Source organism: Rhodococcus sp. NPDC003318 (assembly GCF_042879035.1).
Taxonomy (GTDB): domain Bacteria; phylum Actinomycetota; class Actinomycetes; order Mycobacteriales; family Mycobacteriaceae; genus Rhodococcus_G.
Map to the genome: position 1 here is coordinate 295019 of NZ_JBIAOU010000004.1, position 24282 is coordinate 319300.

The 24282-nt window shown below is 70.0% G+C and carries 22 protein-coding genes and 2 tRNA genes; 9 read left to right on the top strand and 15 right to left on the bottom strand.

The window, feature by feature from the left end; genetic code table 11:
* Positions 1–1659 carry a class I adenylate-forming enzyme family protein gene (locus ACFYVR_RS10800; protein WP_387472585.1) on the top strand — a complete coding sequence of 553 codons (1659 nt, stop codon included), beginning with the start codon at positions 1–3 and terminating at the stop codon, positions 1657–1659.
* A gap of 60 nt (positions 1660–1719) precedes the next feature.
* Here ACFYVR_RS10800 and ACFYVR_RS10805 read toward each other — a convergent pair whose 3' ends face one another.
* The 6 genes from ACFYVR_RS10805 to ACFYVR_RS10830 form a co-directional block, all read right to left on the bottom strand.
* Positions 1720–2616 carry a LysR family transcriptional regulator gene (locus ACFYVR_RS10805; RefSeq protein ID WP_387472587.1) on the bottom strand — a complete coding sequence of 299 codons (897 nt, stop codon included), beginning with the start codon at positions 2614–2616 and terminating at the stop codon, positions 1720–1722.
* Between the two features lie 2 nt (positions 2617–2618).
* Complete coding sequence (locus tag ACFYVR_RS10810; RefSeq protein WP_387472589.1) at positions 2619–3494, bottom strand: LysR family transcriptional regulator; 876 nt, start codon at positions 3492–3494, stop codon at positions 2619–2621.
* An 88-nt stretch (positions 3495–3582) separates the two neighbouring features.
* Positions 3583–4344 (bottom strand): crotonase/enoyl-CoA hydratase family protein, encoded by a 762-nt coding sequence (locus ACFYVR_RS10815; RefSeq protein ID WP_387472591.1) that lies wholly within the window; start codon positions 4342–4344, stop codon positions 3583–3585.
* A 101-nt stretch (positions 4345–4445) separates the two neighbouring features.
* Entirely contained in the window at positions 4446–5999 is a 1554-nt protein-coding gene (locus tag ACFYVR_RS10820) for a long-chain-fatty-acid--CoA ligase (RefSeq protein WP_387472593.1), read from the bottom strand.
* 135 nt (positions 6000–6134) lie between these two features.
* Positions 6135–6665 (bottom strand): MarR family winged helix-turn-helix transcriptional regulator, encoded by a 531-nt coding sequence (locus ACFYVR_RS10825; RefSeq protein ID WP_387472595.1) that lies wholly within the window; start codon positions 6663–6665, stop codon positions 6135–6137.
* Positions 6666–6673: 8 nt separating this feature from the next.
* Entirely contained in the window at positions 6674–7561 is an 888-nt protein-coding gene (locus ACFYVR_RS10830) for an SDR family NAD(P)-dependent oxidoreductase (RefSeq protein ID WP_387472597.1), read from the bottom strand.
* Between the two features lie 117 nt (positions 7562–7678).
* Between ACFYVR_RS10830 and ACFYVR_RS10835 the strand changes: the two genes are divergently transcribed.
* The gene (locus ACFYVR_RS10835) at positions 7679–8860 is read left to right on the top strand and encodes an MFS transporter (protein ID WP_387472599.1); all 1182 of its coding nucleotides are present in this window, start codon (positions 7679–7681) and stop codon (positions 8858–8860) included.
* 75 nt (positions 8861–8935) lie between these two features.
* A tRNA-Cys gene (locus ACFYVR_RS10840) sits at positions 8936–9006 on the top strand.
* A gap of 58 nt (positions 9007–9064) precedes the next feature.
* On the opposite strand, the gene bfr is transcribed toward ACFYVR_RS10840, so the two are convergent.
* From bfr to ACFYVR_RS10870, 6 genes are all read right to left on the bottom strand, one after another.
* Entirely contained in the window at positions 9065–9550 is a 486-nt protein-coding gene (gene bfr / locus ACFYVR_RS10845) for a bacterioferritin (RefSeq protein WP_387472601.1), read from the bottom strand.
* A gap of 107 nt (positions 9551–9657) precedes the next feature.
* Positions 9658–9864 (bottom strand): bacterioferritin-associated ferredoxin, encoded by a 207-nt coding sequence (locus ACFYVR_RS10850; protein WP_387472603.1) that lies wholly within the window; start codon positions 9862–9864, stop codon positions 9658–9660.
* A gap of 434 nt (positions 9865–10298) precedes the next feature.
* A complete protein-coding gene (locus ACFYVR_RS10855; protein WP_387472605.1) occupies positions 10299–10694 on the bottom strand; it encodes a Zn-ribbon domain-containing OB-fold protein in 396 nt (131 codons plus the stop codon).
* Positions 10695–11243: 549 nt separating this feature from the next.
* Positions 11244–12407 (bottom strand): sulfotransferase family protein, encoded by a 1164-nt coding sequence (locus ACFYVR_RS10860; protein ID WP_387472607.1) that lies wholly within the window; start codon positions 12405–12407, stop codon positions 11244–11246.
* A gap of 11 nt (positions 12408–12418) precedes the next feature.
* Positions 12419–13207: an SDR family oxidoreductase gene (locus ACFYVR_RS10865; protein ID WP_387472609.1), complete on the bottom strand. Its 789-nt coding sequence runs from the start codon at positions 13205–13207 to the stop codon at positions 12419–12421.
* A gap of 9 nt (positions 13208–13216) precedes the next feature.
* Positions 13217–14449, bottom strand: a complete 1233-nt coding sequence (locus tag ACFYVR_RS10870; protein ID WP_387472611.1) for a hypothetical protein — start codon at positions 14447–14449, stop codon at positions 13217–13219.
* Between the two features lie 88 nt (positions 14450–14537).
* On the opposite strand from ACFYVR_RS10870, the gene ACFYVR_RS10875 reads away from it, so the two are divergent.
* The 5 genes from ACFYVR_RS10875 to ACFYVR_RS10895 all read left to right on the top strand — a co-directional run bounded on the left by ACFYVR_RS10875 (position 14538) and on the right by ACFYVR_RS10895 (position 19850).
* The gene (locus tag ACFYVR_RS10875; RefSeq protein ID WP_387472613.1) at positions 14538–15479 is read left to right on the top strand and encodes an IclR family transcriptional regulator; all 942 of its coding nucleotides are present in this window, start codon (positions 14538–14540) and stop codon (positions 15477–15479) included.
* 90 nt (positions 15480–15569) lie between these two features.
* The gene (cysD, locus tag ACFYVR_RS10880) at positions 15570–16493 is read left to right on the top strand and encodes a sulfate adenylyltransferase subunit CysD (RefSeq protein ID WP_387472615.1); all 924 of its coding nucleotides are present in this window, start codon (positions 15570–15572) and stop codon (positions 16491–16493) included.
* On the top strand, positions 16493–18340 hold the full coding sequence (gene cysC, locus ACFYVR_RS10885) for an adenylyl-sulfate kinase (RefSeq protein ID WP_387472617.1): 1848 nt from the start codon (positions 16493–16495) through the stop codon (positions 18338–18340). The genes cysD and cysC overlap by 1 nt, the downstream gene beginning before the upstream one ends.
* Complete coding sequence (locus ACFYVR_RS10890) at positions 18337–19488, top strand: 3'(2'),5'-bisphosphate nucleotidase CysQ (protein WP_387472619.1); 1152 nt, start codon at positions 18337–18339, stop codon at positions 19486–19488. The genes cysC and ACFYVR_RS10890 overlap by 4 nt, the downstream gene beginning before the upstream one ends.
* The gene (locus ACFYVR_RS10895) at positions 19485–19850 is read left to right on the top strand and encodes a limonene-1,2-epoxide hydrolase family protein (protein WP_387472620.1); all 366 of its coding nucleotides are present in this window, start codon (positions 19485–19487) and stop codon (positions 19848–19850) included. The genes ACFYVR_RS10890 and ACFYVR_RS10895 overlap by 4 nt, the downstream gene beginning before the upstream one ends.
* Positions 19851–19931: 81 nt before the next feature.
* Here the strand turns inward: ACFYVR_RS10895 and ACFYVR_RS10900 are convergent.
* A tRNA-Arg gene (locus ACFYVR_RS10900) sits at positions 19932–20004 on the bottom strand.
* A 142-nt stretch (positions 20005–20146) separates the two neighbouring features.
* On the opposite strand from ACFYVR_RS10900, the gene ACFYVR_RS10905 reads away from it, so the two are divergent.
* Positions 20147–22612, top strand: coding sequence for a phosphoketolase (locus tag ACFYVR_RS10905; RefSeq protein ID WP_387472622.1), 2466 nt, complete (start codon positions 20147–20149; stop codon positions 22610–22612).
* On the opposite strand, the gene ACFYVR_RS10910 is transcribed toward ACFYVR_RS10905, so the two are convergent.
* Together ACFYVR_RS10910 and ACFYVR_RS10915 are read right to left on the bottom strand one after the other, a co-directional pair.
* Positions 22575–23279 (bottom strand): DUF305 domain-containing protein, encoded by a 705-nt coding sequence (locus ACFYVR_RS10910; RefSeq protein WP_387472624.1) that lies wholly within the window; start codon positions 23277–23279, stop codon positions 22575–22577. The two genes, ACFYVR_RS10905 and ACFYVR_RS10910, sit on opposite strands and share 38 nt — an antisense overlap.
* Position 23280: 1 nt before the next feature.
* Entirely contained in the window at positions 23281–24141 is an 861-nt protein-coding gene (locus ACFYVR_RS10915) for a DUF3105 domain-containing protein (RefSeq protein WP_387472626.1), read from the bottom strand.
* Between the last annotated feature and the right edge of the window lie 141 nt (positions 24142–24282).

Genomic DNA, 24282 nt, shown 5'->3' on the forward strand with positions numbered 1-24282 from the left:
ATGGACGCGAACAGCTTCTCCGGACTTCACCTGACCTACCCGCAGGTCTCGATGGCGGTGTGGGCGCCGAGCATGGGCGCCGCCTACGGCGACCGACCGGCGCTCGTCGACGGCGAGCAGGTCTGCACGTACCGGGACCTCGACGAGCGTTCCGCGCAGTTCGCCGGCGGCCTCGTCGCGGCCGGTGTCGCCGCGGGCGACGTCGTGCTGCTCCACATGAGCAACTGCATCGAGTTCTTCGTCGCGTACTACGGCGCCCTGCGCGCCGGCGCCACCGTCACGCTGGTCAACCCGCTGCAGCCGCAGCCCGGACTGCGCAGGCAGATCGAGGAGACCACCGCGGTCGTCGCGGTCACGCAGCCCGCGCAGCTCGACACGTTGCGTGCGGCCGCGGCCGGGACCACGGTCGGCACCGTCGTCGTGGTCGGCGGGGAGTGCGACTCGGACGGGATCGTCGGGTTCGAGCAGTTCCTCGACGGCAACTCCACGTCGTTCCCTCCGGTCGAGGTGAGCGTCGAGGACGTCGCGCATCTCGCGTTCACCGGCGGGACCACCGGCGTCTCCAAGGGGGTGCGGGTGCTGCACCGCAACGTCGTCGCGAACGTGACCCAGATGTGCGCGTGGCGGGCCGGGCACGCGGTGGTGCGGACCGAGGCGGGCCTGGTGGAGCTGCGGCCGATCGGCGACCTCGAGGTCTACGGCGTCCAGCCGGGCAAGGGCAGCACCGTCGTGGTGTCGCCGCTGTTCCACGCGCACGCCCTGATCAACTCGTCGTTCCTGCTGATGTGCGGCGTCACCCAGGTGATGGCCGGACGGTTCGATCCGGCGCGCATGCTCGAACTCGTCGAGCGGTACCGCGCGAGTTACGTCACCGGCAGCCCGGCGATGTGGCACGCGCTCGCGACCCACCCGGACGCCGCGACCCGCGACACCGCGTCGGTGCGTGTCGTCGCCTCCGGTGCCGCCCCGATCGACCGTCCCACCCTCGAGGCGCTCGGTGTCGCGTTCCCCAACGCGAAGGTCACCGAGGGCTACGGACTGACCGAGGCCACGTGTGTCGTCACGGCCGCACCGCTGGTGATCGGCGCCGAGTACCGGCTCGGCGCGGTCGGGATCCCGATGTTCGACACCGAGGTCCGGATCCGCCCGCAGGACGATCCGACCGCCGAGGTGCCTGCCGGGGAGCGTGGCCAGCTCTGGGTGCGGGGTCCGCAGGTCACCGGCGGATACCTGAACCACCCGGAGATCACCGCCCAGCAGTTCGTGGACGGCTGGTTGGACACCGGCGACATCGCCTACAAGGACGACGACGGCTACGTCTACATCTGCGACCGGGCCAAGGACATGCTGATCTACAAGGGCTACAACGTCTATCCGCGGGAGCTCGAGGACATCCTGGTGTCGCACCCGTCGGTGTCGACGGCCGCGGTGGTCGGCCGCGACGCCGGCGCCGTCGGGGAGGAGCCGATCGCGTTCGTCGTCCCGGCGCCCGGCGCCACGGTGGACGAGCAGGAGCTGATGGCCTTCGTCGCCGAACAGGTGTTGCCGTACAAGAAGATCCGGGACGTCGTGGTGCTCGATGCGCTGCCCACCTCGGCGGCGGGCAAGATCCTCAAGACCGATCTGCGGACCCGGCTGCAGGCGGCGCTGCCGCACTGACCGTGACGTGCTGGTGGGCGGTATCCGTCCGGATGCTGCCCACCGGCCGAGCGCCCGCGGTCAGTTCCCCGGCTCGACGTCGGAATCGACTGTCGTGCGGATCGATTCGACGAAGGCCCGGCCGACGGGCGACAGGGTCGCCGGGTCGTACGCCAGCCCGAACGCGCGGGTGAAACTGGGTTCGCACCGGCGCACCACGGCACGATCCCGCACCGACTCCGCCACCGATCGCTCCATCAGGGAACCTCCGACACCGGACAGCACCAGCGGCAGTCGCGCCTCGCGGTGCTCGATGATCACCGCCGGCGACGGGTGGGCGCCCGCGTCGTGGATCGCCTCCTCGATGGTGTCGCCGAGCGACCCGCCCCGAGGAACGAACACCATCGGAATGTCCGGCAGCTCGGCCAGTCTCACCGGTCCCTCGGCAAGCTCGGTGCCCGGCGGGTACACCAACCAGAACTCCTGGGCGCCGAGCTCGATCACCTCGAGGCCCTCGCCGTCGATCGGAAGGTGGGCGACGACGAATTCGCAGTGTCCGTCCCGGATCAGGGAGGCCGAAGCGGCCTCGTCGCGCAGGTCGGCGAGCTGGACGGTCACCTTCGGATACGTCGTGCGGAAGCGGGCGATCAGGTCGATGATGGTGCCGGTCGCGAGTGCGGGGAACGCCATCACGTCGAGTCGGCCGGCGAGGTCGCCGCCCGCGCCCCCGGCGAGCATGTCCCGCGCCGCGGTGACGTCGCGCAGCACCTGCCTGCTCGGCCCGACGAGGCTGCGTCCCGCGGCGCTGAGCACCATGCCCCGGCCGATCCGGTGGAACAGCTGCACCCCGAGTTCGCGTTCGAGCCCCCGCAGGGACTGCGACACCGTCGGCTGCGCGACGCCGAGCGCCGCGGCGGCGCCGTTGATGCCGTCCTGCTCGACGACGGCGAGGAAGTACTCGATCTGACGGAAGTCCACGGCTACACCTGCACCGGTGATGCGGTGGCGGCGGTGACGAACGCCGCCGCGGCGGGGGACGGTTCGCCGGACCGGAGCACGAGTCCGATCGGCCTGGTGAGCGGCGGATCGAGACTGCGCAGGACGATCTCGGGTGTCTGGTCGTAGGGGGTGTTGCGCGAGGTGAACGTCGCGCCGGTCCCGCGCAGCATGAATTCCCAGGCCGCGACCGGCTGCGCGCAGTCGACGACGACGTTCGTCGACTCGCCGCCGATCAGCGCGCCCACCCGCCCCACGGTCGAGCGGTTGCTCAGGTCGACGATCAGGGGGATGTCCCGGACGTGCGTGTGGGGGAGCGGATCGGGCAGTCCGTTCGCGAGCCTCTCGTGCATCGCGAGGACGAGGTCCTGTTCGGCCAGCGGAATTGTCACCATGCCGGGATGCTCGACGGACAGATCGCTCACCCCGATCTCGGCCTCGCCGCGACGCAGGGCGGTGTGCACGCCGGCGGGGCCGTCGGCGTCGACCACGTTCACCAGGATCCGGGGGTGCCGGGATCGGAACCGGCGGACGAGGTCGACGAGGGGGTCGAGGGAGAACGCGGAGTAGGTCACCACGTCGACCCGCCCGGATTCGAGTTCACGGACCGCGGCGACCTTCTGCTTGGCCCGGGCGACGTCGGCGAGGATGCGTCGCGCCGCGGTGTCGAGGCGTTTGCCGTCCTCGGTCAGTTCGAGCCGGCGGCCGGTCCGGTCGAACAGGGTGGTGCCGAGCCGCCGCTCGAGGGTGCGGATCGCCTGCGAGAGCGACGGCTGCGAGATGTAGAGGGACTGCGCGGCCTTCGTGATACCACCATGATCGACGACGGCGATGAAGTACGTCACGAGGTGCAGGTCCACCGGCTCATCCTACCGGTGGGTCAGTGGACCGATACCCGGTGTTCCGGGGGCCGGGCAGGCGGCGCTCACCGCCTGCCCGGCGTCTCGGCTATTCGCCGCGCCACACCGGAGCGCGCTTCTCGGCGAACGCCTTCGCGCCCTCCTGCGCGTCCGACGACGCGAACACCGGGTCGATGAACCTGCGCTGCGCGACGAAGGCGTCGGGGTCGGTGTACGACACCGCCATCGACACGACCTGCTTGGTGGCACGGACCGCGAGCGGACCGTTGGCGGCAACGCGGGCGGCGAGCTCGCGCGCCACCTCGAGCGCCTGGCCCGGCTCGGCGAGCCGGTTCACCAGCCCGTGCTGGTGCGCGAGCTCCGCGGACAGCGGATCGCCGGTGATGGCGATCTCCATCGCCAGCGGGTACGGCAGGATCTTCGGCAGGCGCAGCAGGCCACCGGCCGCGGCGGCGAGCCCGCGCTTGACCTCGGGAAGGCCGAACTTCGCCTCCCGCGACGCCACGATCAGGTCGGCGGCCAGGGCCAGCTCGCAGCCGCCCGCCAACGCCCAACCCTCGACGGCGGCGATCAGCGGCTTCGTCGGCGGCGCCTCCGTCAGGCCGCCGAAGCCGCGACCGGGAATCGACGGACGCTCGCCGCGGGTGAACGCCTTGAGGTCCATGCCGGCGCAGAACGTGCCGCCGGCGCCGGTGAGAATGCCGATCGTCAGGTCCGGTCGCGCCTCGAACTCGTCGATCGCCGCGGCAAGAGCCTTGGCGGTTTCGAGGTCGATCGCATTCTTCGCTTCCGGCCGGTTGAGGGTGAAGACGGCGACGCCGTCGGCGAATTCGGTGAGGACGGTGCTCATGTGGTGCTCTCCGGTGTGCGTGGTGCGGTGATTAGGGTGGGACCGCGGTCGGTGGTCCACGGTCGAGGTGACCGGGGGAGTGACGGACCTCGCGGCCGCGGTCAGGCGTGCCGCCCGGCGGCGAGGTCGGCGCGGATCGACTTCTTGAGAATCTTTCCGCTCGCGTTGCGGGGCAGCTCGCTGACGAAGTGGATGCGCTGCGGCTTCTTGTACGACGCCAGCCGTGCGGTGGTGAATGCGACGAGTTCGCTTTCGGTGGGAGGGGTTTCGCCGTCGACGAGGCGCACGACCGCCGTCACGGCCTCGCCCCACCGGACGTCGGGGACACCGACCACGGCGACCTCCGCGACGGCGGGATGCTCGGCGAGGATCACCTCGACCTCGACGGGGTAGACGTTCTCGCCGCCGGTGATGATCATGTCCTTGACCCGGTCCGTGACGAACAGGTAGCCGTTCTCGTCGACGTGGCCCGTGTCGCCGGTGCGCAGGAAACCGTCGTCGGTGAGCAGTCCGTCCGAGTCGCGGAGCCAGTACCCGGCGACGTTGTTGCGCGAGCGGCACACGATCTCGCCGGTCTCCCCGGCAGGCAGCGGCTCGCCGGTGGCGAGGTCGCGGATCTGGACCTCCACGCCCGGCATCGGCCTGCCCGCCGAACGGAGCAGTGCCGCACGCTCTCCCGACGGGTCGTGGTCCTCGACGGACAGCGCGGTGACCGAGCCGGTGGTCTCGGTCATCCCGTACCGCTGCACGAAACCGCACTGCAGGGTGTCCATGGCGCGGCGCAGCAGCGTGGGCGTGATCGGGGAGGAACCGTAGGCGACCACCTGCAGGCTCGTCAGGTCGTGGTCGGCGAGGCCGGGCAGGTCGAGCAACGCCTGGATGGTCGACGGCACGAGGAACGCGTGCGTGATCCGGTGGCGGTCGATCAGCGCCGCGACGGTCGCGGCCCGGAACTCACCCAGCAGGACGAGCGGGATCCCCGCGGACACACAGGTACTGAGGAATCCGGCGCCCGCGATGTGGAACAGGGGCATCGCGTTCAGCGCGACGGCGTCCTCACGGAACCGGTAGATCTGCAGCCCTTCCGGGTCGTTGTGCAGGTTGCGGTGCGTCGCGACAACACCTTTCGGGCGACCTGTCGTCCCGGACGTGTAGAGCTGCAGCACGCTCGCGTCGGGGTCGCCACCGAGGCCGGGATCGGTGTCGGAGCCGGACGCGACCAGCTGCCCCCACGTCGTCGCGGTCGGCAGCACGGTCGGGTCGGAACCGATCACGACGACCCGCACGTCGGGCAGGGCCAGGGCGATCGCGGCGGCCGCGGCGGCGAACTCGGGGTCGACGATCAGCACGTCGAGCCCGGCGTCCACGGCGATGGCCGCGGCCTCGTCCGGGTTGAGGCGCCAGTTCAGTGGCACGAAGACCAGCCCCGCCTTCGCGCACCCGATGAACGTCTCGGCTCCCGCGAGCCCCATGCGGGCCAGCACGCCGACCCGGCCGCCGGGGGCCGTCGTCGCGGCCAGTGCACTCGCGACCCGGGTGGTGCTCGCGTCGAACTCTGCGTGGGTGAGCACCGACTCTCCGGCGATGACCGCCGTCCCCGTGGGGTTCTCGACGGCGTGCAGACGAACACGATCGGGTAGGTGGAGGCCGCTCAACGTCACGCTCCTGAAGGTCGCCGGACCGGGCGCGCCGCTGCGTCCCGTCCCGCCAGTCGACCACCGGACCGGCGTCGGCGGCAAAGTCGTGACACCGCACGGTTCGTTAGGAATCGCCTATGGGTCGTGGCCCGGTCACCACTTGGTGGGGACGTCCCCGGTGTCGAAGTCTCCGGCCTCGCGGCGCAGCTCCGCCAGGATCCGCACGAGGGTGTCCAGCTTGTCCGCGGACAGTCCCGGCTTCGAGAAGACCTGGCTGTTGAGCCTTTCCGTCGCGTCGAACGCCAAATCCCGTCCCGCCTGGGTGATCTCGATCAGCGTCGCGCGGCGGTCACTGGGGTGTGGCACCCGCCGTACCAGTCCCGCCTTCTCCAACCGGTCGACGGCGTTGGTCACGGACGTCGGGTGAACCTGGAGGCGCGCACTGGCCTTCGCCATCGGCAATGCACCCGACCGGGTGAAGGTGAGCAGCGTCAGGAGTTCGTATCGCGAGAACGTCAGTCCGGTCGGTTTGAGGGTCTCCTCCACCCGGGCGATCATGATCTGCTGCGCGCGCATCACCGAGGTCACCGCGGCCATGCCGTCGGCGACGTCAGCCCAGCCGTGTGCTTCCCACTGGCGGTGGGCCTCCTCGATCGGGTCGAGCGGCAACGGTTGTGACGGCATGCCCGCCATCATCCCACGAGGCCGCTCCGCCGCTCCTGCGTGCTCGACGTGTCCCCGGACCCGGTGTCCGCACGCGAGCGTGCGGCGTCCACCAGCCGCTCTGCGCGGGTCCGGAGCAGTTCGGCGGCGCGGTCGCGGTCGGTGAAGATCCAGAAGTCGCCCGCGGCGATCCCGGTGAACAGGGCCTCGGCGGCCGCCTCGGCCGTCACGCCGCGCTCGGCGAGAAAGCCGCGCATCCGGTCCCGCAGTTCCGTTCCGGCCGCGCCGTCCGCCGCGGCGCTGTCGTAGATCCCGGTGTGCACCGGGCCGGGCAGGAAGGCCGCGACGCGGACGGGTTTGCGCTCCTGTGCGAGTTCGAGTGCGAGGCATTCCGTCAGGGCCAGCGCGGCGTGTTTGCTCGCGACGTAGGCGGCCTGCGCGGGCATGGTGGTGACCGACCCGATCGATGCGACGGTCACCACGATCGCCTCCCGGTCGGGGGTCGCCGACTCGAGCAGCCGGGGAACGAAGGCCCGGATACCGTGGAAGACGCCTGCGACGTTGACCCCGAGCACCTGGTCGAACCGGTCCGGTGGGAGTTCCCACAGCCGGCCGGTGCTCTCCACTCCGGCGTTGCCGACGAACAGGCGCACGAAACCGAATTCACGGCACACCGTGTCGGCGAGCCGGTCGACGGCGGCGGCGTCCCGGACGTCGCAGACCACCGGGTGAACGACCGCGCCGGTGCCGGTCAGGTCGGATGCCGTGCGGTGCAGCGGTTCCCGGTCGCGGTCGACGAGGACCACCCGCATCCGCAGTGCGGCGGCGCGTCGGGCCACGGCGGCGCCGATGCCCGATGCCGCGCCGGTCACGACGGCGGTCTGACCGGCCAGCTTCCGCAGGTCGAGTGCACTCATGCGGGCAACGCTAGGGCTCCCAGCGGTGTGGCTGGGTGCGGTCTCCCTGTCACCGGGAGGTGTCGTTCGGGTGCCCGGGACCCTGCCGGGAAGCTTGCTTCGTGTAGGTATTTAAGCGTGACAGAACTCCGTACACCCTGGGCGCAGCATGTCCTGATCCAGGCGGCGCTCTTCCTCATGGGTGCGGACCTGTTTCTCGCGTCCCCTCTGCTGCCCACCATCTCGGAGGATTTCGGCACGACGGTGTCCGCGACCGCCGCGATGGTGACCGTGTTCGGCCTGTCCTACGCCGTCGCGAGTCCCCTGCTCGGTGCCCTGACCGAACATCTGCCCCGGAAGAAGGTGATCCTGGCCGGCATCGTCGTCTTCGTGACGGCGGAGGCGCTGTGCGCGATCGCCCCCTCCCTCGGGTGGCTGCTCGCCGCCCGCGCGATCGCCGGCATCGGCGGCGCACTGCTCAGTCCCGCGATGTGGGCGTACGTCGCGGAGACCGCGGTACCGCGCGAACGTGGCCGCGCCATCGCCCGCGCTGCCGCCGCCTATGCGGGCGGGCAGATCGTCGGCGTGCCGTTGGCGACGTTCGCGGCTGCGGCGCTGAGCTGGCGGTTCGCGTTCGCGGCGGTGGCCTTCGGCCTGGTGGTCGCCGGTGGCCTGATCGCCTGGCGGCTGCGCTCGACGGTCCCCGCGTCCCTGACCCGGGTCCGCCCGGCGGCGGCGTTGCGGTCGTCGTTCGCGCTGTGGCGCGTCGGGCCGTTCCGCATGATCATGGCCGGCAACTTCTTCGTCCAGGCCGCCCGGCTCGGCACGTATGCGTACGCGGGCGCGCTGTTCACGACGAAGTTCGGATTCGACATCGGCGTACTGGGCCTGGTCGGGATGGCCGTCGGTCTCGGGTCGATGACCGGGTCGATGGTGATCGGACCGTTGATCGACCGGTGGGTGTCGGCAGGCAGGGAGGTCGCCGTGCTCAGCGTCGGCTGGGGACTGCTGACGGCCGTCGGGCTCGCGGTCGCGACGACCGGCGGAACGTGGCAGCTGTCGATCGCAGGGTTCGTGTTCACCTCCTTCGCCGGGTCAGGGTTCTTCAGCGCCGTGCAGGTGAACCTGACGACGGTGATGGCCGACCGCCGCTCGGCCGCCCTGTCGTGGAGCAACTCGGTGCTCTACATCGGCGGTGGCGTGGGCACCACCGTTCTCGGCTTCACCGCGCTCGGCAGCACCGCCTTCGCGGCGTGTGCCGTCGCCTTCGCACTGTGCGCGGCCGGATTCAGCGCGCTGTTGGTGCGTAAACACAGCTGAGCCGCCGGCACATTCGAATCACGCTGAGCGCAAACCTTCTCGCGGCGCCGGGGACACGGCACAGTACAGGGCGATGCGGGTGTGGCTGAGTGGCTAGGCACCGGCCTGCAAAGCCGTTTACACGGGTTCGAGTCCCGTCATCCGCTCGAAGAGAAGGAGCCCGGCAGGTGATGTCACTTGTCGGGCTCCGGACGTTGTCGGGTGTCAGCCGACGCTCGGCGGCGAGTCGACGAGCTGGGCCAGGTACAGCTGCTCACCGAGCTTGTCGATCAGTTCGAGCTGGGTTTCGAGGTAGTCGACGTGGTCCTCTTCCTCGGCGAGGATCTTCTCGAAGATGCCGGCCGTGGTGTGGTCGCCCTTGGAGCGGCACAGGGTGATGCCGGGACGGAGGCGCTCGACGACCTCGACTTCGATGGCGAGGTCGGAGGTGAACTGCTCACGGATCGTCTGGCCGATGCGCAGCGGCAGGATGCGCTGGTAGTTCGGCAGGGCCTCGAGCATCAGAATGCGGTCGGTGAGCATCTCCGCGTGCTGCATCTCCTCGAAGGACTCCTGCCGGGTCTTCTCCGCGATCCGGGTCAGGCCCCAGTTGGCCTGCATCTTCGAGTGGAGGAAGTACTGGTTGATCGCCGTGAGCTCGCTCGTCAGCTGCTCGTTCAGAAGGGCGATGATCTCATCGTCGCCACGCATGGCAGTACCTCCGGTGAGTTTGGCGGGACAGTGGTCTCAGCCTAACCCCCACCGGGGGAGTTATCTCGGTGTATTTGTGTCGCGTCGCCCTTTTCGGCGTTCGGCGCCTATGCGCTGATCGGCTCTGCCTCGCATTCCTCGACGAGTGCGTAGTGCTGTTCGATCATCGACTTGATGCGGTCACGGCACATGCCGCAGCCTCGTCCACGTCCCGCGCCGCAACCCATCGCGACGTGCTTGGCGGTGCGTGCGCCCGCAGTGATGCACTGGTGCACCGTGTCTTCGGTTGTGGCCTCGCAAACGCAGACGTACATTCCGTGATCCTCCAGCCGCTACTTCTTGAGGGAAGGCTACCTTAAGGAGGCGTCCTGGAAAAGGGTAGGCTAACCCAAATTTTTGATCTTGATTCCCTGGTCAGCTCGCCGCCGCCCGGATCCCGTCCGGTTCCGACGCGGCTCAGGTGTCCATGCGCGGAGCAGCGATTCGCTCAAGTCGTACTTCATGGCGCGCAGATGGATGTCGGGGGTCCCCCGCGGGTCGAGGGACTCTCGGAGGACCTGTCGAAACCTGGCGGGGGTGACGCCGAAGTTCTCCATCAGGTCGGCCGGGCTCGCCCCGCCGAACGGCGCCCATCTGATCGCGAAGTCCACGACGCGCCTCCCGTGGGGACTCAGTGCCTGAGCCTGGGCGAGGGCGGTGCACTGCCGGAGCCACGTCTGGAACTGCTCCCGGGGGGAGGGGCTCTCGCTCATCGGGTGCCCGACCTGATGGGGGCGTCGCAGGAGTTGACGGCGAAGACCGGGAACCGGTCGCCGGGGGACGACGGGCGGAACCGGACGCGCACGCGTCGGTCGGGCAGGTCGGGGATGTCACCCTCGACCCACGTGTAGATCAGGGGGCCCTCGTCGAGTTCAACGATCGCGTTCACGGCCGGACTCCCGCCGGGTGCGGCCTTCCACGACACGATCGCGCCCGTGCCCGGGGAGGGAATGGCGGTGAGGTCGGTGCTCCCGCAGGTGGGGCAGATCTCGGTCAGCGGCGCGTACAGCGTGGTGCAGGCCGTGCACTGCTTGACGAGCAGCGTGCCGGGATCGAGGGGGCGTCGGTGGTCGGCGCCGGCGGCGGTGTGCGGGTTCTCGGGCATGGTGACCTCGGAAGACTCGGGAGCGCGGGGTGTGATGCGACTCACAGTCTCGTGAGGTTTGGGTCCCGTGACGACGGCAGTACTACCTACGCGACTACCTGTTTTTCGGATTGGGTGTAACGCCGGCGGTGCTTAGGTGTATTGCCCAAAGGCCTGTTGGCCCGCACCCGAAGAAATATATAATCTCCGGTACCGCCTACTTTGTTCGCGGGAGGCGACATGGCCGCTTACGACGTCGTGACCATTCGTTCTCGGCAACTGCTCACTGTCGACCGTCTACTCGACACCCCGCGGGTGCGCCGATCTGTTCAGCCGGGTCGAGGCCGTCCCACACGAATCCGCATCTTCGACGACACGGAGACGTGGACGTCGCCGGCCGGGTACGCCGCTGCCCTCGACGCGTTGCCCCTCGGCCCGAACGACTCCTGCACGGATTCCCCCAGGACTCCCGGTGGTGGGGGGGCGGTCTCGTCGCTGTTGCACGCGCGGGTTTTCCGGACCGTCGCTCCGGATCTGCGCGGCGCGTCGCCCGGTGCGCGGCGCTGGGAATCACCTCTGGAGGGAGACACCGAACCGCTCGTCGACCTCCGCCTCCGTCAGGCCGTACTCCGCGAGGGTGTAGCGGTGCGCCGGCCTGCGGTCGCCGGACCGGGACTCCGCGTGCACGGTCTCCATCGCCCGCTGCGCCGCCGTGCTCAGCGGGATGCCGAAGCGTGAGTAGACGCCCTCGACGGTGCCGAGCGGGTCGGCCACGAAGTCGGTGTAGTCGACGTCGACGAACTGCGCCGGGTCGAACCTCGCGCGGGCCGCGGTGAACATCTCGAGGCCGCGGGCCCACAGTTCGAGCTGGCCGCGGCCGATGACCTCGCCCCGGAACCGGTTCGACCACCCCTCCGTCGCCTGCTCGGCGAGGCTGCACGCCGACGCCATGATCGTGCTCGGCGGTCGGTGGGTCTGCACGATCAGCGCGTCCGGGTACACCGCCATCAACTCGTCGAGCGCGAACAGGTGACTCGGGTTCTTGAGCACCCAGCGCCGGTCCCGGTCCGGCAGCCCGATCAACTGCAGGTTCCTCTTGTGACGAGCGTAGGCGTTGGTCCAGTCCTGGCCCGCGAGCCATTTCGAGTAGGTGGGCAGGTGCGCCAGGCACTCGTACGACACGGATTTGAACGTCTGCCGCAGCAGCTGCCAGCACTCCTCGACCTCCGCTGCCGACATGTAGTGCACACCCATGAACTCGGGGTGCTCGACGTGATGCTGCCGGAACTGGGCCTCGATGCCCTGGAAGACGGGATTCGACTCCCACGTCTCGCGCGGCGGCCGCGGCTGTGGCATCTCCGTCAGCCACATCTCCAGGCCCTGGTGCGCCGGGTCGACCGTCAGGAGGCGGTGCAGCGCGGTGGTTCCGGTGCGGGGGAGTCCGGTGACGAAGATCGGCCGCTCGATCGTCACGTCCGTGTGCTGCGGATGCTGTTGCCAGGCGGCCTCGGACAGCAGTCGCGCGACGAGGGCGCCGCGCAGGAACACCCGGGAGATCTTGCTGCCGACGGGCGTCAGGTCCTCGTCGCGGGCGTAGGAGTCGAGCAGAACGCCGAGGGCCTCGCTGTAGTCGTCGACGCCGAAGTCGCTCAGACCCGTCAGTCGGGTGGCAGAGGCGTGCAGGTCCTCGGCCGTGCCGACCGTGGTGCGCTCGGTGCTGCCGGGTTCGGTCATGTCGCCTCCTTCTAGTGGTGGAACTCGCCGCAGTTGACGTCGAGGCACTGCCCGGTGATGCCGCTGGCCATCGGGGAGGACAGGAAGATCACCGCGTCGGAGACCTCCTCGGTGGTGGGCAGCCGCCCCAGGTCGGTGCCCGCGGCAGTGTGCTCGTAGATCTGCTCGACGGTGGTGCCGTACTTGCTCGCCTGGTGCGCGAAGTACTGCTGCAGAGTCTCACCCCAGATGTAGCCGGGGGCGACCGAGTTGATGCGGATTCCCTTGGGGCCCAGTTCCGTTGCCAGCGACTGTGACACCGACAGCAGCGCCGACTTGGCCATCTTGTAGCTGCCGTACCGCTCCTGCGAGTGCCGCAGCACCATCGAGTTCACGTTCACCACCGCTCCCTTCGACGCCTCCAGTGCCGGGGTGAACAGCTGGGTCAGCCGCAACGCGCCGAACACCGTCAGCTCCACCGCGTCCCGCATGTGCTGGAAGTCGGTGCGCTCCAGCGGTTTCATCGACGGCACCGAGAACGCGTTGTTGATCAGGACGTCGGCCCTGCCGTACGCCTCGTCGGTGGCCGCGACCAGGTTCAGGGCCGACGCGTGGTCGGTGATGTCGGTCGGCACGGTCACCGCGCGCCGCCCGCGATCGGCGACCTCCTTGGCCACCTTGTCGAGCCGCGACCGGGTGCGGGCGGCGAGCACGAGGTCGGCGCCGGCCTCGGCGCAGCGCAGCGCCAGCGTGCGTCCGAGCGCCGGGCCCACGCCGGAGATGACGACGATTCTGTCCTGCAACAGTTGTGGCTGGGTCACGGTGGTGTCCTATCCGAGCATCCGGTCGGCGACGGCGGCCTGGCGCGCCGCGATGCGGGCGGTCCAGTCCTCCGGGGTGATCTTGTTCTGTTCGTGGAAGGGCAGTTTCGCGGCGACCTCGTCGATCCCGACGACCTCGACGGTCGGGCCGTCGTCGGGGGTCGGCTCGCGGGACGTGCGCTGCCAGCGGAACTGCAGGATGCCGCGCGGGTGGCCGACGGTCTCGATCCAGTTGATGATGCCCGGATTGCGCTCCGCGACGACCATGCGGATCATCCCGTCCGGATCCACCTGGGCCTGGGTGTTGTTCAGTGACGTCTGGTGGCCGGTGTAGTCGAGCGAGATGTACCACATGCTGCCGAGCTGGAAACCCTGGTACGGCGCATCGGATTTCGGGACGGTGATGATCATCGCCTGGTCCGCGCCGAGGTCGTAGTGGCCGACCGAGGAGAACTGGGTGGCCAGGCCGCCGGGCGTCAGGCGTGGTTCGGTCATCGTGTTCACCGGCAGCTTCAGGTAGAACCACTCCGGGAACTGCAGCCACGTCCTGACCCGGCTCACCAGCGCCTTGCCCGCGCGGGCGAAGCGCTTCGCCGTCTCCTCGGGGGTCAGTGCGTCGAAGGGAACGCCGCGACGGTCCACCCGCTCGATCCGGACGGTGCCGCGGCGCTGGGTCCAGTCGCTGTAGACCTCGCGGATGACCAGCTGCGACGCGCCGGGCGCGAGGACGTAGTGGTTGCGGCGTCCGGCCGCGTGTCGTGCCCACTCGCCGCCGGCGGGGCCGAAGCGGACCTCGAAGCGGCCGTCGGCGTCGATGTCGACGGCCCGGTCGTCGAAGGCGGACTCGCTGCCGGGCACGGTGGAGTCGGTGTAGTTGCCGCTGAGGACCTGGAAGCTGAGATCGACGGTGGTGCCGCGGGTTCCGGTGACGACGTACTCGGCGTCGTCGTTGATCCGGGCGCCGAAGTACAGCGTGTCCGGGTTGTCGAGGCCCATCTTCGTGTACGGGCCGGTGCCCTGGATGAGGGTCGGGTGCGTCTTCTCGGTGGCCCAGGCCGCGTGAACGCAGGCCAGAATGCCGCCGGCCAGGTACTGGTAGCCCTCGAGCAGATCCTGCTCGGACCGGATGTGCGGCGCGGCCGCGACGAGCTCCTCGGCCTCGGCGATGGCGCCGCGGAGCGGGGCGGTGAGGGCGGAAGGCAGTCGAACGGGGGATGTTTCGGCCCGCGGGTCGGTCGGCACGGCCACTCCTCGCATCGGTGGTACAAATGTGTACCCAAGGGGTAGGGAAGCTGCCCCCGACCATAGAACGCGTTCTAAGGAGTGGTCAATGGCCGTGGATCCGGACGCCCCCACCGGACGTCGCTCGCCACCGACCGAGCGCGTGATGCAGGTGCTCGACCACCTGGTCGCGCGCCCCGATCGTCGCTTCGGACTGTCGGAACTCGCCCGCGCCCTCGACATCAGCAAGCCGACCTGCCTCGGCATCCTCACCGCCCTGGTCGGCGGCGGCTACCTCACCCGCGACGCCGACGCGAGGTACGGGCTCGGGCCCGCGTTGATCGCGGCCGGGCGCGCCGCGCAACGCGGACTCGCGGTGGGCTCGATCGTGCGCCCGCACCTCGAGGACCTCGCGCGACGCTTCGGTGCGGTCTGCACCGCATCCGGCGTGGTGGGGGACCAGGTGATGATCCTCGACGTCGCCGCACCGCCCGGCGTCGAGGCGGGCCGGACCGCGGCCCGGGTGGGGCAGGTGTACCCGTTCGCGCCACCGGTCGGGCTGATGTACGTGCTCTGGAGTCACGACGACGAGCTCGCGCGGTGGCTGCGCCGCGAGCCGGCCTTTCCGGTCGTCCTCGACCGCGACCTGTTGCGCACCGTCGTCGAGGACTGCCGGGCCGCCGGCTATCTCGTCGAGCGTCTGACGCCGACGGGCCGGCGGCTGTTCTCGCTGATGGCGGGGGTTGCCGGGCGCGACCTGCCCGACGAGCTCCGCGAGCTCGTCGGGGAGATGGTGTCGAGTCTCGGTGAGCGCGTCTACCTCGGGCGAGAGACACTGGACGACGTCGAGTACCCGGTCAGCCTCATCGCCGCACCGTGTCACGACGCGGACGGTACGCAGTCGATGGTGCTCACCCTGGACGTCGGGGGGGCGATCAGCGGGGCGGAGATCGCGCGCCGGGGACGGCTGCTGGCCGCGGCGGCCGAAGCCGTGACGAGCGAGGTGGGTGGTCGCTCGCCGGTGTGGAAGCGGGTGTCCTCCGGGCATTGACCGGTCCTGTAACGCGTTCTAGAGTCGGCAGCAATCCGCCATTGGTACCGACACGGTACAAAAATGTACCGACTGTGAACCGGAGCTGCGATGACCGCATCGTCCCCGCCCGACTACCAGCTCGCGCACCTCGGAGCGCTCGAGGCCGAAGCGGTGCACATCTTCCGCGAGGTCGCCGCGACCTTCGAACGGCCGGTCCTGCTCTTCTCCGGCGGCAAGGACTCGGTGGTGATGCTGCACCTGGCGGCCAAGGCGTTCTGGCCCGCCGCGCTGCCGTTCGCGGTCATGCACGTGGACACCGGGCACAACTTCGACGAGGTGATCGAGTTCCGCGACCGCGTCGTCGACCGGCTCGGGCTTCGGCTGGTCGTGGCGAGCGTGCAAGACGACATCGACGCCGGCCGGGTCGTCGAGGACACCGGCCCGCGCGCCAGCCGTAACCGCCTGCAGACCCGCACCCTGCTCCGCGGCATCCGGGACGGCGGCTTCGACGCCGTGTTCGGCGGGGCCCGCCGCGACGAGGAGAAGGCGCGCGCGAAGGAGCGGGTGTTCAGCTTCCGCGACGAGTTCGGACAGTGGGATCCGCGCGCCCAGCGGCCCGAACTGTGGCACCTCTACAACGGCCGGCACCGCAAGGGTGAACACATCCGCGTCTTCCCGCTGTCCAACTGGACCGAACTCGACATCTGGCAGTACATCGCCGACGAGGGCATCGATCTGCCGTCGATCTACTACGCGCACCGCAGGCCGGTCGTCGACCGGGACGGAATGCTGCTGGCGCACACCAGGTTCCTGACACTGCTTCCCGGCGAGGAGCCGCACGAGACGTTGGTGCGGTTCCGGACGGTGGGCGACGCGACCTGCACCGGGTGCGTCGAGTCCTCGGCGCGCACCGCCGCCGCCGTCGTCGCGGAGGTGGCCGCCAGCCGGATCACCGAACGCGGCGCCACCCGGGCGGACGACCGGATCTCGGAGGCGGGCATGGAAGACCGGAAGAAGGAGGGGTACTTCTGATGGGCGCACAGTTGCTGCGGGTGGCAACGGCCGGATCCGTCGACGACGGGAAGTCGACGCTGATCGGCCGGTTGCTGTACGACTCGAAGTCGATCTTCGAGGACCAGCTCGAAGCCGTCGAACGCAGCAGCCGCGAACGCGGTGACGAACGCGCGAACCTGGCCCTGCTCACCGACGGCCTGCGCGCCGAACGCGAGCAGGGCATCACGATCGACGTCGCGCACCGCTACTTCGCCACGCCGCGGCGCAGGTTCGTCATCGCCGACACCCCCGGTCACGAGCAGTACACCCGCAACATGGTCACCGGCGCGTCCACCGCCGACCTCGCACTGATCCTCGTCGACGCCCGCAACGGCATCGTCGAACAGACCCGCAGACACGCCTTCCTGTCCACGCTGCTCGGCATCCCGCACCTGGTGGTGTGCGTGAACAAGATGGACCTCGTCGACTGGTCCCGAGCCCGGTTCGAGGAGATCTGCGAGGAGTTCCGCCGGTTCGCGGCCAAACTCGACGTCCACGACCTCACCTTCGTCCCCGTCTCGGCGCTGCTCGGCGACAACGTCGCCGCCCGCACCGAGAACATGCCCTGGTACGAGGGGTCGTCGCTGCTGCACCTGCTCGAGGAGGTGCACGTCGCCTCGGACCGCAACCTGATCGACGCTCGGCTACCGGTGCAGTACGTGATCCGGCCGCAGCGCCGGACCGACTCCGACCTGCACGACTTCCGCGGCTACGCGGGCACCGTGGCCAGCGGTGTGTTCAAACCGGGCGACGAGGTCGTCGCGTTGCCGTCGGGATTCACGTCCACGATCGCGGCGATCTGGGGCCCGGGCGGCGAACCCGTGGAGGAGGCGTTCGCGCCGTCCGCGGTGTGTGTGCAACTCACCGACGATCTCGACGTCGGCCGCGGCGACACCCTGTGCCGGCCCAACAACAGGCCGCTGGTCGGTCAGGAGCTCGACGCGATGGTCTGCTGGCTGACCGCGGACACGACCCTCGCCGAGCACGGCCGGTACGCGCTGCTGCACACCACCCGATCCACGCGGGCGCATGTGGTCCGGCTCGACTACCGCCTCGACGTCAACACCCTGCATCGCGACGAATCCGCGGAGTCGCTGGCGCTCAACGAGATCGGGCGGATCCAGCTGCGGACGACGCAGCCGCTGCTGTTCGACCCGTATCGCCGCAACCGGGTCACCGGAAGCTTCATCCTGATCGACGAGACCACCGGCAACACCGTCGCCGCGGGCATGATCACCGGGCCGACGCCGAATCGGTCTCGGGTCGTCTGGCACGCGTCCGCGGTGAGCCGCGCCGACCGCGCGACCCGCGGCGCCACGATCTGGCTGACGGGACTGTCGGCGTCCGGAAAGTCCACGGTGGCAGTCGAACTCGAACGCCGGCTCGTGGCCGCCGGGATCCCCGCGTACCGGCTCGACGGCGACAACCTGCGGCACGGTCTCAACGCCGATCTCGGATTCGGTGCGACCGACCGCGCCGAGAACGTGCGGCGGGTCGGGGCGGTCGCGCAACTGTTCGCCGACTCGGGTGTCGTCGCGATCGCGTCCCTGATCAGTCCGTACTGCGTGGACCGCGACCGCGTGCGGGCCGCGCACGAGGCCGCGGGGCTGCGCTTCGTCGAGGTGTTCGTCGACACCCCGATCGAGCAGTGCGAGGCCCGCGACCCGAAAGGCATGTACGCGAAGGCCCGGGCGGGGGAGATCACCGGGTTCACGGGCGTCGACGACCCCTACGAATGTCCCGAGCACGCCGAACTGGTGCTCCGCCCCGAAGACGGCGATCCGGTCGCGCAGGCCGTCGCGATCATGGAGTATCTGAGCCTGTGACAATCGACTTCGATCTCGACGACGGGCAGTTGGCGGCCGAGCTCGCCGCCCGCGCCGGGGACCTGCTGCTGGAGCTGCGCGAGCGTGAGCTGGGTGAGGAGCCGCTGCCGAAGGACGCGGCCCGGGAACTGAGCAGGCGCGGCGACAAGGAGGCCGACGCCCTGCTACTGCGGATGCTCGCCGAGCACCGGCCGTCGGATGCCGTGCTGTCGGAGGAGTCCGCCGACGACTCGCACCGGCTGGACGCGGACCGCGTCTGGATCATCGACCCGCTCGACGGTTCCCGCGAGTACGGCCTGCCCGGGCGTACCGACTGGGCCGTGCACGTCGCGCTGTGGGAACGCGGGGAGGGCGTCACCGCCGCGGCCGTCGCGCAGCCCGCCCTCGGCCGCGTGTTCCGCAGCGACACCTGTACCGCCGCCGCCGGGGAACGTGATCGTCCCCGGATCGTGGTCAGCGACAGCCGTCCTCCCGAGTTCGTGGGCGCGCTCGCCGACCGAGCCGGCGCCGACGTCACGCCGATGGGGTCGGCCGGGGCCAAGGCGATGGCGGTGCTGCGGGGCGAGGCCGACGCGTACGTCCACGCCGGCGGGCAGTGGGAATGGGACTCCGCGGCGCCGGTCGGTGTCGCGGTGGCGGCCGGTCTGCACTGCTCACGCATCGACGGAACACCGCTGGTCTACAACCAGGCGCACCCGTACCTCCCCGACCTGCTGATCTGCCGCCGCGACCTCGCGGAGACGCTGCTGGCGTCGATCGCGGACCTGACAGGCGCGTCGGCGGACAGCCCGCGCGTGGCGATGGCGCGGGAGTACCTCGGCTCGCTGCTCACCCACGACGCAACCAAGGTGCGGCTGGCGGCCGACTGCCGCCGCGTCGAGAACGGCAGGCGGACAGGCGATTCCGGATCGGAAATCGCGCGCGAGCTGGAAACCGGGGAGCAGTACCGGCCGCTCACCGGGATCCGGGACCTCACGTTCGGCGAGTTCGGGACCGACGTCGTCGCCCGCTTCCTGCTCGACATGGCCGTCGGCGACGAGACCCACACCGTCGCGGTGACCGAGCACTTCGCCGTGCCGGGCGCCGAGATCACGGCCATCACGGCGATCATCGAGCCCCACCCCTCCACGAAAGGTAGTACGCCATGACCCCCGACGCCGTCGTGACCGAGTTCTGTTCCCGCTGGGCCGACCCGGATGTCGAGACCCTCGTCGCGTACTTCACCGAAGGCGCTGTCTACCACAACATCCCGATGGAACCCGTGGTGGGTAAGGACGCCATCCGGGAGTTCCTCACCGGATTCGTCGGCCAGTTCGGTGGCATCGACTTCCGCATCCACCGCCAGGCGTCGAACGGTCCGGTCGTGATGAACGAGCGGACCGACGTGCTGACGATGAACGGCACCACCGTGGAGTTGCCCGTCATGGGCGTCTTCGAGGTGACCGAGGACGGCAGGATCTCCGGGTGGCGCGACTACTTCGACATGGCACCCATCGCCGCGCTCGGCTGAGAGGTCCCGCACGCGTCAGAGCCCCGGCCGACGATGTCGACCGGGGCTCTGACGTGGACTGCGGTGCACTCGAAACGCGAGTGCCCCCGGCAGGATTCGAACCTGCGACCTTTCGCTCCGGAGGCGAACGCTCTATCCCCTGAGCTACGGGGGCGCACCGATGACTCGGTGTGCCGGTTGGGCTGGCTTAGCGTAGCGCATGCCGTGCCGGAATCCACAAACCGGCCCCCGCTCCCGATAAAGTCGCAGGTGAGCCCGACCTGGCACCTCTCGAGACCGGACGGAAGGGACGACAGATGGCGGAGCAGGACACCCGGACCCCTCACCACACCGACGAGTACTCCGACGACGACCTCGCGCTCGACCTGCGGTGGTGGGCGGCGGCCAACTACCTCACGGTCGCCCAGATCTACCTGCAGGACAACTCCCTGCTCCGCGAGCCCCTCCGGGCCGAGCACATCAAGCCCCGCCTTCTCGGGCACTGGGGGACCAGTCCCGGTCTCTCGGCGATCTACACGGTCCTCAACCGCCACATCCGCCGCACCGGTGCCGAGTGGCTGTACGTCACCGGTCCCGGGCACGGCGGGCCCGCGCTCGTCGCCGCCACGTACCTCGAAGGCACCTACTCCGAGATCTATCCGCAGGTGAGCCGGGACGCGGCCGGTATCGAACGGCTCTGCCGCCAGTTCTCGGCACCCGGCGGTGTGCCGAGCCACGTCAGCGTCCAGACCCCGGGGAGCATCCACGAGGGCGGCGAACTCGGCTACGCCCTCGCCCATGCCGCCGGCGCGGCGTTCGACCGGCCCGACCTGCTGGTCGCCTGCGTGATCGGCGACGGCGAAGCCGAGACCGGGCCGCTGTCCGCGTCCTGGAAGCTGCCCGCTTTCCTGAACCCGCGGCGCGACGGCGCGGTGCTGCCGATCCTGCACCTCAACGGCGCGAAGATCGCGGGACCGACGGTGCTCGGCCGCAGCAGCGACGCCGACGTCGCCGCCTACCTGTCCGGCCAGGGCTGGGCGCCGGAGTTCGTCGAGGGCGACGACCCCCGGCAGGTCTTCCGTGACCTGTCCGCGGCGGTCGACGCGGCGCACGCCCGGATCACGGCGATCCAGCGGGCGGCCCGCTCCGGCGCGGGAGCCGACACCCGACGCTGGCCGGCGATCGTGCTGCGGACACCGAAGGGGTGGACGGGGCCGCACACCGTCGACGGGGCGGTCGTGGAGGGCACTCACCGTGCCCACCAGGTGCCGCTGTCGGGGGTCCGCGAGAATCCCCACCACCTGGCGCGGCTCGAGGAGTGGCTGCGGTCCTACCACCCGGAGCGTCAGTTCGACGAGAACGGCACCCTGGCGGGCGAACTCGCCGCACTGGCGCCGGACGGCGACCGGCGGATGGGCTCGACGCCCTACGCCAACGGCGGGCGACTGCGCAGGCCACTGCGGATCCCGCCGCTCGAACGCTACGCACTCGACGTCGACGCGCCGGGGGAGACCTTCCACGAGACCACCCGTGTGTTCGGTGAACTGATGCGCGACATCTACGCCGAGGGCCTGCGTCCCGACGGCGGCGGCGACTTCCGGCTGTTCTGCCCCGACGAGACGGCGAGCAACCGGCTCGGGGCCGTGTTCGAGATCACCGACCGGTGCTGGCAGCTACCCGTCACCGACGCCGACGACGGTCTCGGCGCCGACGGGCGGGTGATGGAAGTGCTCAGCGAGCACCTCTGCCAGGGCTGGCTCGAGGGATACCTCCTCGCCGGCGGGCACGGCGTGTTCGCGAGCTACGAGGCCTTCGCCATGGTGAGTGTCTCGATGCTGATCCAGCACGCCAAATGGCTCCAGCACGCGCGCACCCTGCCCTGGCGCGAACCGGTGTCGTCACTGAACGTGCTGCTGACCAGCACCTGCTGGCGCAACGACCACAACGGTTTCAGTCACCAGGGACCCGGCATGATCGACGCCGCCATCCCGCTGGCTCCGGACGTGGTGCGGATCTGGCTGCCGCCGGACTCGAACACCCTGCTCTCGATCGCCGACCACTGCCTGCGCAGCACCGACCACGTCAACCTCGTCGTCGTCGACAAGCAGCCGCACCTGCAGTACCTGACCCTCGAGCAGGCCGCCGACCACTGCGCGGCCGGCGCCTCGGTGTGGCACTGGGCGGGCACCGAGGACGACACCGACGGCTCACCGGACGAGCCCGACGTCGTGCTGGCCGCGGCGGGCGACGTCCCGACGCAGGAGATCCTCGCGGCCGCCGAGCTGCTGCGGACGTGGGTGCCCTGGCTGAGGGTGCGGGTGGTCAACGTCGTCGATCTGATGGCGCTGCTGCCCGCGGACAACCACCCGCACGGCTACTCCGACACCGTGTTCGAGAACCTGTTCACCGAGGACACGCACGTGGTGTTCGCCTTCCACGGGTACTCACGAGCCGTGCACGAACTGCTGCACGGCCGGCCCAACCCGGACCGGTTCCACGTCCGCGGGTTCAGCGAGCAGGGAACCACGACGACCCCGTTCGACATGGTGGTCCTGAACCGGATGAGCCGCTACCACCTGGCGCTCGAGGCGCTGCGGCGGAGCCGGCGGGTGCCCGAACACGGTGACGAGCTGGCCCGGTACTGCCGGGCCCAGCTCGACCGGCACCGGCAGTACGTCGTCGCGCACCTCGAGGACATGCCCGAGGTGCGCGACTGGACGTGGGGATCGCTCGGTTCGCAGGCGCTCAGTTCGCAGGAAGCGGAGCCGCGCCCTTCTCGCTGAGCAACTGCGTCATCCGGGCGGACTCGCTCTGCTGGGTGTCGACCATCGTCTGGGCGAGAGTGCGCACCACGCGTTCCTGCGCGTGCTCGGCCGCGTACTCCATCATCGGCAGCCCGCCCTGGTGGTGGCGGAGCATCAGCTGCAGGAACAGCACGTCCACCGCCTCGCCGCGGGCCTGCCGCAGCGCCGCCATCTCCTCGGAGGTGGCCATTCCGGGCATCTGGGCGCTCCCCGGCGACGCCGCGGCGGTCGCCGACGCGGTCGTGCCGCCGTGATCGTGACCGTCGCTTCCCTCGCTCATCCAGGCCATGTGCCCGGCGGACGACGCGATCGGCTGATCCCACAGCGACAACCAGCCGGTCATCTGGCCGATCTGGTTCTGCTGCGTGGTCAGGATGTCGTAGGCGAAGTCGCGGACCAGCGGATCCGACGCGTTCGCCAGCGCGATCGCCGACATCTCCACGGCCTGGTCGTGGTGCTCGATCATGTCCTGCGCGAACCCGACGTCGACGGAGCCGGCGACCGGGGTGGCGGTGTCGTCGTGCAGGAACTGGTTCGCGAGGAATCCGAGCCCGAACCCGACCGCGATGGCCGCGACCAGGCCGAGGATCGCGAGCGCCGTGCGCTGGCTGCGCACGCTGCCCGACTGTTCGTTCGGCTCGGTCACGTCAGCTGCCCGGGGTGGGCTCGGGCGCCATCGGGAGGCCGGTGCTGCCGCCGGTCTCGGAGGCGTCCGGCGTCAGGCCCGCGCCGTCCATCGTCACCGCGTCGGGGCCCGGCGGCGTCGGATCGAACGCGGGCGGGTTGTCGGGGTCGAACGCACCCGGGACGGTCGAGCACGATGCACCGACCTCGGGGTACACGCCGAAGTTGTTCAGGCGCAGCGCCGCGACGAACTGGCCGATCCGCTCGTCGTCGGCGCTGTCGACCTTGAGTTGGTGGCCCCAGCTCTGCAGCGAGATGGGGGAGTCGAGACCCGGGTACGGCGACATCAGCATGTACGACGTGCCCTCGACCTTGTCGGCCAGTGCCTGCCGATCCTCGTCCGACAGGGTGTCGGGGTTGTACGTGATCCACACGGCGCCGTGCTCGAGCGAGTGGACGGCGTTCTCGGTGCGGATCGCGTTCGGGTACACGAAACCGGTGCAGGTGGCCCAGGTGGCGTCGTGGGGGCCGCCGAACGGCGGGCTCTGGTCGTACGCGACCCGCTGCGTCGCCGAGACGTGCAGCGCGGCCGGGTAGTCGATCTTGACGACGCCCTCGATGGCCGTCGACGGGTCGGGATTCGACTCGCTCGGAGCGAACTTGTCGGCCTCGGTCTTCTCCTGGTACTTCGGCACGAGGTTGACGGCGAGCAGTGCGATCAGGGCGATCACGGCGACCGAGGCACCGATCGTCAGCCAGGGGATCTCCCGCTTCTTCGGTATCCCGCCCTTGCGGGAACCGCCGGACCCCTTGTTTGCGGCTCTGATCGCCTTGGCTGACTTGGCGCTGCTGCGTGCGCCGCGATTATCCGGACCGCTGGGCATCGTGTGGGTGCTCTTTCGACGAATGGACTTCGGTGACGACTCGGCGCCGGGATCGAACGGGCGGGCGACCGCGTGGCCGTCCCACTCTACGTTCCCTGCCTGAGCGCAGCCTTTGAACCGCCAGACCATAGGATGGATACC

Bases quoted from the DNA above. Each gene is read 5' to 3' on its own strand.
- ACFYVR_RS10800 (WP_387472585.1), top strand. From the start codon at position 1: ATGGACGCGAACAGCTTCTCCGGACTTCACCTGACCTACCCGCAGGTC.
- ACFYVR_RS10815 (WP_387472591.1), bottom strand. From the start codon at position 4,344: ATGAGCACCGTCCTCACCGAATTCGCCGACGGCGTCGCCGTCTTCACC.
- ACFYVR_RS10825 (WP_387472595.1), bottom strand. From the start codon at position 6,665: ATGCCGTCACAACCGTTGCCGCTCGACCCGATCGAGGAGGCCCACCGC.
- ACFYVR_RS10830 (WP_387472597.1), bottom strand. From the start codon at position 7,561: ATGAGTGCACTCGACCTGCGGAAGCTGGCCGGTCAGACCGCCGTCGTG.
- bfr (WP_387472601.1), bottom strand. From the start codon at position 9,550: ATGCGTGGCGACGATGAGATCATCGCCCTTCTGAACGAGCAGCTGACG.
- ACFYVR_RS10850 (WP_387472603.1), bottom strand. From the start codon at position 9,864: ATGTACGTCTGCGTTTGCGAGGCCACAACCGAAGACACGGTGCACCAG.
- ACFYVR_RS10855 (WP_387472605.1), bottom strand. From the start codon at position 10,694: ATGCCCGAGAACCCGCACACCGCCGCCGGCGCCGACCACCGACGCCCC.
- ACFYVR_RS10860 (WP_387472607.1), bottom strand. From the start codon at position 12,407: ATGACCGAACCCGGCAGCACCGAGCGCACCACGGTCGGCACGGCCGAG.
- ACFYVR_RS10875 (WP_387472613.1), top strand. From the start codon at position 14,538: ATGGCCGTGGATCCGGACGCCCCCACCGGACGTCGCTCGCCACCGACC.
- cysD (WP_387472615.1), top strand. From the start codon at position 15,570: ATGACCGCATCGTCCCCGCCCGACTACCAGCTCGCGCACCTCGGAGCG.
- cysC (WP_387472617.1), top strand. From the start codon at position 16,493: ATGGGCGCACAGTTGCTGCGGGTGGCAACGGCCGGATCCGTCGACGAC.
- ACFYVR_RS10895 (WP_387472620.1), top strand. From the start codon at position 19,485: ATGACCCCCGACGCCGTCGTGACCGAGTTCTGTTCCCGCTGGGCCGAC.
- ACFYVR_RS10905 (WP_387472622.1), top strand. From the start codon at position 20,147: ATGGCGGAGCAGGACACCCGGACCCCTCACCACACCGACGAGTACTCC.
- ACFYVR_RS10915 (WP_387472626.1), bottom strand. From the start codon at position 24,141: ATGCCCAGCGGTCCGGATAATCGCGGCGCACGCAGCAGCGCCAAGTCA.